Source organism: Syntrophomonas sp. UBA5494, from assembly GCF_002426325.1.
This window is the reverse complement of sequence record NZ_DIPG01000095.1, coordinates 15,377-18,472: the sequence shown is the minus strand read 5'-3', so window position 1 is coordinate 18,472 and position 3,096 is coordinate 15,377. Positions and strand designations below refer to the sequence as shown.

The window sequence follows — 3,096 nt, the reverse complement described above, 5'->3', positions numbered from 1 at the left end:
GAAATCTAGCGTGCAAGACTACAATTTCAGCACTATTGTGTTCTGGCTGCCACCAAACAAAGTGAACTGTTCCAATAAATTTACCATTTTCTTTAAACTCAATCCCCCATAGAGCATCATATTGAGGTAAAAACGTATTTATAAATTCAATTGTATCTGACAATGAAGAATGGGTATCCCAAGTTACATATCTCGTTACTTCTTCATTCGAAGCATATAAATACATATCTTCTGCATCATCTAATGTGATTTTTCTAAGGATGAGACGTTCCGTTTCTATTTTAGGTACATCAGCAAACTTTTCTAAAATATTCATAAATCCACCACTTTACAAAATATTATTTAGCAAAAAGTGTATCTTAGCTTTCCCATTACTACTTATGCAGGGTCCAGGGCAAAATCAATAGCCCCTCCAAACCACGGAGGGGCCTTATTTTTCCTGGAGCCGATGGGCGGATTCGAACCGCCGACCTGCTGGTTACGAATTGCGCCGCGAGGTGTTTTTCCAGTTATCTCCTATGCCATGAAATCTGAATATATGGGCATTTTCTCCAACACCGCATACTCACTTGTTAAACTTTTTGTGTACTGTTTTTGATTTTTTGGCGACATTTTGGCGATGCCCGGGTCTGTCAGGTATAGATTAAATTAATCAGGATTTTTGATTGCATCGCCATATGTTTCCCAAGGTGTTTCGAAAACATATGTCATGGGGCTATTTTTAAGGATAACATTTGATATATGAACAAACTGCGATCTTGCAAAAGTTATAAAAATCTGCGATGTCTTTGGCTTTATTTCCTCGGCAAATTTATCCCCAATTTTAGGAATCATTTTGCTTGCTAGATAACTTACAAAGGAGTCTTACAAAAAATAATCAACGATCCTGGAATCAGTGCTTTCTACTTTATACATCTTCTTCAAATTCTCCAGCATCCTTTACTTCTTCCAGATATGCTTTAAGCAGTTCTTTGGACTCAGAGTTTACAAGGTCATATACCAAGTGTGCCTTTTCTACCGGTTNNCTGCTGATTACGAATCAGCTGCTCTGCCACTGAGCCACATCGGCTTGTTTTTAAAGCACTTTAAATTATAAGGTGCTGGAGCAGTACAATCAAGTACTTAAGGGCGGCTAGGAGTTCATTCATTGAACATTTTTGGGAATCCTTGCGTCGGTTAACCCGCCTGAGATTAAGCTAATCCGTACCCGCTTTCGATCATTTTAATGAGTTTAGAGAGTGCCCTGGCGGCCGGTGCTCCGTCAATAACGTCATGGTCCACCAAAACTGTCATTTTAAGATATTCCCTGGTTTCCGTTCCGTTATCAATGACACTGCGCTTTTTTATTATTGACCCTACTGCAAAACATACGGGGTGAACGCTCACCGGTATTACCCAGCCATTGATCCGGCCCACCGTACCGACAGAGGTTATCATTACCGTGCCCATATTTTGTTTGGTCACAAACGGATTTCGAATTATGCCTCTCCATATGGTTCTTCTTATGAACCCCGGCAGCATATAATACCATTTCATTAATTTCTCGTCTTTGGCTTCCCCTAAAACATAATTGCCCTCATTGTCAATGGTCTGCTTTTTCCCATCTTCTATTTCTTTCCATATTTCTGTAATGCTCTTTTCATTGGTTCTCCTAATCACATATGGCAAAGGCACTCTTTTGCCTTGAATCTCCCTTTCGATCATTATAGATATATCTATATCCTCAAATACGATCACTTTTCTCTTGCCTTTTCTTATACCATGCAGCAGCGGATATTCCCTGACCACCTCGCTAATGCACTTGATTAGCCATGCATTGAAGGAAATCCCTTTGGATAGTTTCCTTTTTTGCGCAATCAACTTACGCGCTTCGGTCACGTCTAACTCTATTAACGCCTTCAGATGATGTTTGCTTAATCCAACCTGGCCGATATCATAGGTGGATATTCGACTCAAAGGGAATGTCTCTATTTTAAATTTGCCGGTATTATCCACGGCCTCCGCCTCCTTCAAACCGGTTTGATCCGGCATGACTCCTAATTAGTATAATAGATGTGCTTCAAAAATATCGCCAAATTGATTCTCCGCATGAGGAGCAGAAGAACTGGGACTTAGACGTCGGGGGCTCTTTTTAGGCCGCACTTACAGTAAATAACACTACTTCTGGAATAATTTGATACCCTCTGAGTCAGATTAAGCTTATAGAATTGGAATAATACGCGATCTGGCGAGGAGGCATACCATGATATTCGCTTACAAGCCCTTCACCGGCGGGCATGATGTCCCCATGCGGGTGGTGGGAGCCAATATTCCCTATGAATGGCTGGTCTACGTGTTCATGTTCATCCCCCTGGGGTTCCTTTTTTATGGGGCCTACCGGCGCTTCCGGGTGTGGCGGCTGGCCCAGAGCGGGCTGCACCGCAACGACCAGGTAGGGAGGCGCGTGGCCTCCTGGCTTTTCAATACCTTTTCCCAGGCGCAGGTATTGCGCAAGCCGCTGGCAGGGGTGATGCACCTGGCCCTGTTCTGGGGCTTCATATTTCTCCTGATTGCTACCGCCGCCTTTGCCGCCTGGGAGCGCATCGGCTTCCCGGAGATGACCGGCTGGCTTTATTACCTGATATCCTGGCTGGCCGACGTGGGGGGCTTCTTCGCCATGCTTGGGATTGTGGTTCTGGCCTTTATACGCTATATTCGCCGCCCGGATCGCCTCAATGACCATAAACCGGCGGACGGCTGGATTCTGGCCCTGGTCTTCGCCATCCTTTTGGGAGGCTTCCTGGTGGAAGGGCTGCGCATCGCCGCCCAGATCAAGCTCTCCACCACCTTACAGCAGATCGCCTATGAACAGGACGCTTCCCCGGTAGGCTGGATGTTTGCATGGTTGTTTAAAAGCATGAGCCTGGACGGTCTGGTGCTGTGGCACCGCCTGAGCTGGTGGTCGCATATGTTCCTGGCCTTCCTCTTTATCGCCGTGGTGCCCTTCACCAAGCTGTGGCATATCTTCACCGGCATGATCGGATATTACAGCCGGGATTTGGACCCCAAGGCGGTTCCGTTGATTGAAAACATCGAAGAGGCGGAACGCTTTGGTGT

The 3,096-nt window shown here is 45.4% G+C and carries 3 protein-coding genes; 1 reads left to right on the top strand and 2 read right to left on the bottom strand.

The window, feature by feature from the left end; genetic code table 11:
• Both B3W37_RS10515 and B3W37_RS10510 read right to left on the bottom strand, forming a co-directional pair.
• Nucleotides 1–316 (bottom strand): GNAT family N-acetyltransferase (locus tag B3W37_RS10515; protein ID WP_483175701.1); only part of this gene is annotated, 316 nt, incomplete at its 3' end.
• An 875-nt stretch (nucleotides 317–1,191) separates the two neighbouring features.
• Nucleotides 1,192–1,995: a 2-oxo acid dehydrogenase subunit E2 gene (locus B3W37_RS10510; RefSeq protein WP_483169827.1), complete on the bottom strand. Its 804-nt coding sequence runs from the start codon at nucleotides 1,993–1,995 to the stop codon at nucleotides 1,192–1,194.
• 247 nt (nucleotides 1,996–2,242) lie between these two features.
• Between B3W37_RS10510 and B3W37_RS10505 the strand changes: the two genes are divergently transcribed.
• Nucleotides 2,243–3,096, top strand: an 854-nt coding sequence (locus B3W37_RS10505) for a respiratory nitrate reductase subunit gamma (RefSeq protein ID WP_483175699.1), incomplete at its 3' end; no start/stop codon positions are given.